Source organism: Chitinimonas sp. (assembly GCF_041904975.1).
Taxonomy (GTDB): Bacteria; Pseudomonadota; Gammaproteobacteria; order Burkholderiales; family Chitinimonadaceae; genus Chitinimonas.
Genome location: NZ_JAYRLZ010000380.1, coordinates 1 through 3,131, shown reverse-complemented (window position 1 = coordinate 3,131; position 3,131 = coordinate 1). Strand labels below are relative to the sequence as shown.

Sequence of the window (3,131 nt, the reverse complement as noted above, 5' to 3'; positions counted from 1 at the left end):
CGCCGGATGATTGGCTCGAGCGCAATCTCTATACCAAGCACAGCGTCTGGGGCGTAACACTGATGGCGATCATCGATGGCGTTCTATTTGGCGCCAACGGCATCTGGATCTGGGCAGTGCAGATGATCTGGATTCCGGTTACTGCAGCCGGCATCATCAACGGCATTGGTCATTACTGGGGCTATCGCAATTTCGAAAATGAAGACGCTTCCACCAATATCGTGCCTTGGGGCATTTTGATTGGCGGAGAGGAATTGCATAACAACCACCACACTTTCGGTACGTCAGCCAAGCTGTCGAATAAATGGTGGGAGTTCGATATTGGCTGGTTGTATATCCGCATTCTGGAAACGCTGGGCCTGGCAACGGTGCGGCGCGTAGCGCCGGCGGTAAAGGTAATCACCCCTAAGGCCGAGGCAGACTTCGACACCCTGCAAGCGATCATTTCCAATCGCTATGAAATTGCGGCAAGTTATGCCCGTCAACTGCGCGCTACGGTAACGCTGGAACTTGAGGCCTTGCGCGACAGGGCGCCGAATAGGCCGCAGTTTGAATTCAACCCGGGTCGGGCAATGAAGCGCTGGCTCAAGCAGGATCGTAAGGATACGCCGCAGGACGAACAGGCAAAGCTTGACGCCTTGTTGGCGCAATCAAAGGTGCTGGACACCGTCTACCATATGCGCCAGGAGCTGACCGCCTTGTGGGAGCGCTCTTCCAGTTCGAAGGAACAGCTACTCAAGCAGCTGCAGGACTGGTGTGCGCGCGCCGAAGCGAGTGGTATCGAGGCACTGCGCGAGTTTTCGCTGCGTCTGCGCGGTGTAGCGCTGGCATAATGTCGGTTTGGTTCGCAAAGGGCGGCGATTGCCGCCCTTTTTGTTTGCTATTTGCAGTAAAGGAAGACTATGTCCATTCAGCGCTATCACATTGGTCCACGATTGTCCGAGATCGTCGTTCATAACAATACGGTCTACCTGGCAGGGCAGGTCGCCGACCAGAGCCTGGAGCAGGATGCCAAGGCGCAGACCATGGAAATCCTGGCGATGATCGACCGTTTGCTCGGCGAAGTGGGCAGCGACAAGACCAAGATTCTCACCGCGCAAATCTGGCTGGCCGATATTGCTGACTACGATGCAATGAATGAAGCATGGTCCGATTGGGTTGCCCAGGGCCACACACCGGCCCGTGCCACGGTTGAGTCCCGGCTTGCCAGCCCGCAATACAAGGTTGAAATCAAGATTGTTGCGGCCTTGTAGTCCGGGTCATTTCCGTTTTCGATCTATGCTGTAGGCTATGGAAACCTCCTCCTTCACCTCCGCCATCATCCTGTTGATTCTGGTAACCGATCCACTGGGTAATATCCCCCTGTTTATCGGCTTGCTGCGACAGGTTGATCCGGCGCGCCGACGCCGCATCATCATCCGTGAAGTGTTTTTTGCGTTTCTATTGCTGTTGTTCTTTTTGCTATGCGGGCAAAAGGTGCTGGACCTGATGCACCTGACCGACACCTCGCTGGGTATTGCCGGCGGCGTGATTCTGTTCCTGATTGCCCTGAAAATGGTGTTTCCGCATCCGGAGGGTTCGTTCGGCCATCAGGTACATGGCGAACCCTTCCTGGTTCCGCTGGCCATCCCGTTTATTGCCGGCCCTTCGGCCATCGCCACGGTGCTGCTGCTGGTATCGCGCGAACCCAATCGCATGTGGGAGTGGATTGCCGCGCTGACGGTTGCCATGCTGGTGTCTGCCGTCGTGCTTGGCTTTGCCGAAAAGATCGCCGACTTTCTTGGCGAGCAGGTCACCATGGCATTCGAGCGCCTGATGGGGTTGATCCTGACCGCCATTGCCATCGAAATGCTGCTCGCCGGAATCCAGAAATTCATTCATCAAATAGGTCATGGCTGAGCCTGACTGCAGCTGCTTGGCCACCTACTGTTTTCAACCTTGCCGGAGAAGTATTCCATGACGCTTGACGATATGAAGCGGGCGGCTGCCCGTGCTGCCATTGCCTTTGTGCCTGACAACAGTGTGGTCGGCGTGGGCACTGGCTCGACCGCCAATCATTTCATCGACGCCCTGGCGGAGATCAAAGGGCGCATTGAAGGCGCAGTAGCCAGCTCGGAGGCCTCGGCTGCCCGCTTGAAGTCCCACGGTATCGCGGTGTTCGATCTCAATGGCGTCGATCGCCTGCCGGTCTATGTGGATGGCGCTGACGAAATCAATCATTACCTGCAAGCGATCAAGGGCGGCGGCGCCGCGCTGACGCGCGAGAAAATCGTGGCCGCCGTGGCCGAGCAGTTCGTGTGTATCGCCGATGAGACCAAATTGGTGCAGGTGCTGGGCAAGTTTCCGCTGCCGGTCGAGGTGATCCCGATGGCGCGCAGCCATGTGGCCCGTGAGCTGGTGCAACTGGGCGGCAGGCCGGTCTATCGCGAAGGGGTGGTGACTGACAACGGCAATATCATTCTTGATGTGCATGGCCTGTCGATCAGCGAAGCAGGCAAGCTCGAGGGTGAAATCAACCAGATCGTCGGGGTGGTGACCAATGGCTTGTTCGCGCGGCGGCATGCCGATGTGTTGTTGCTGGGCAGCAGCAGTGGCGTGCAAACCTTCAAGTAGGCCGATTTGTCATGGAAAATTCGTTTGGCGTGACTGGCGTGTCGTGCCAAGCTAGGGCGCGTTGTACATTCGCCACCGGTTCAAGATAGGAAGAAAAATATGTCAGAGCATATCTCCAAGCAGTTTGATGCCGAGCTGGAAACCGCTCGCGGCAAGATTCTGGCGATGGCGGGCCTGGTCGAGGAGCAGTTCCGTGATGCCATGCTGACGTTGCAAAATGGCGATCCGGAACTGATCAACAAGGTGTTGGAGTCGGAAGACCGCGTCAACGCGCTGCATGTGGAAATTGACGATGACTGCATGCATATCATTGCCCGTCGCCAGCCGGCTGCCAGCGATCTGCGCATGGTGCTGACGGTGATCAAGGTGGTGAATGATCTGGAGCGTATTGGCGACAAATCCGCCAAGATTGCTCGCCGTTCGCGCAATTTGTATGAGGCCGGCAAGATCAGCGTGCCGCGCCTGTCCGACCTGACCTATCAGTCCGATCTGGCCCTGGGCATGTTGCGCACGGCGCT

General features: G+C 57.0%; 5 protein-coding genes. All 5 read left to right on the top strand.

Annotated elements, in window-relative coordinates:
- The coding region (locus ACE3OH_RS21105) for a transposase (protein WP_374357865.1) at nt 1–833 on the top strand (833 nt) is incomplete at its 5' end.
- A gap of 69 nt (nt 834–902) precedes the next feature.
- On the top strand, nt 903–1,253 hold the full coding sequence (locus ACE3OH_RS21100; RefSeq protein ID WP_374357862.1) for a RidA family protein: 351 nt from the start codon (nt 903–905) through the stop codon (nt 1,251–1,253).
- Nucleotides 1,254–1,290: 37 nt separating this feature from the next.
- Nucleotides 1,291–1,899: a MarC family protein gene (locus ACE3OH_RS21095; protein ID WP_374357859.1), complete on the top strand. Its 609-nt coding sequence runs from the start codon at nt 1,291–1,293 to the stop codon at nt 1,897–1,899.
- 57 nt (nt 1,900–1,956) lie between these two features.
- Nucleotides 1,957–2,613 (top strand): ribose-5-phosphate isomerase RpiA, encoded by a 657-nt coding sequence (gene rpiA / locus ACE3OH_RS21090; protein ID WP_374357856.1) that lies wholly within the window; start codon nt 1,957–1,959, stop codon nt 2,611–2,613.
- A gap of 99 nt (nt 2,614–2,712) precedes the next feature.
- The coding region (locus ACE3OH_RS21085; protein WP_374357853.1) for a PhoU domain-containing protein at nt 2,713–3,131 on the top strand (419 nt) is incomplete at its 3' end.

Bases quoted from the DNA above. Each gene is read 5' to 3' on its own strand.
- ACE3OH_RS21095 (WP_374357859.1), top strand. From the start codon at position 1,291: ATGGAAACCTCCTCCTTCACCTCCGCCATCATCCTGTTGATTCTGGTA.
- ACE3OH_RS21100 (WP_374357862.1), top strand. From the start codon at position 903: ATGTCCATTCAGCGCTATCACATTGGTCCACGATTGTCCGAGATCGTC.
- rpiA (WP_374357856.1), top strand. From the start codon at position 1,957: ATGACGCTTGACGATATGAAGCGGGCGGCTGCCCGTGCTGCCATTGCC.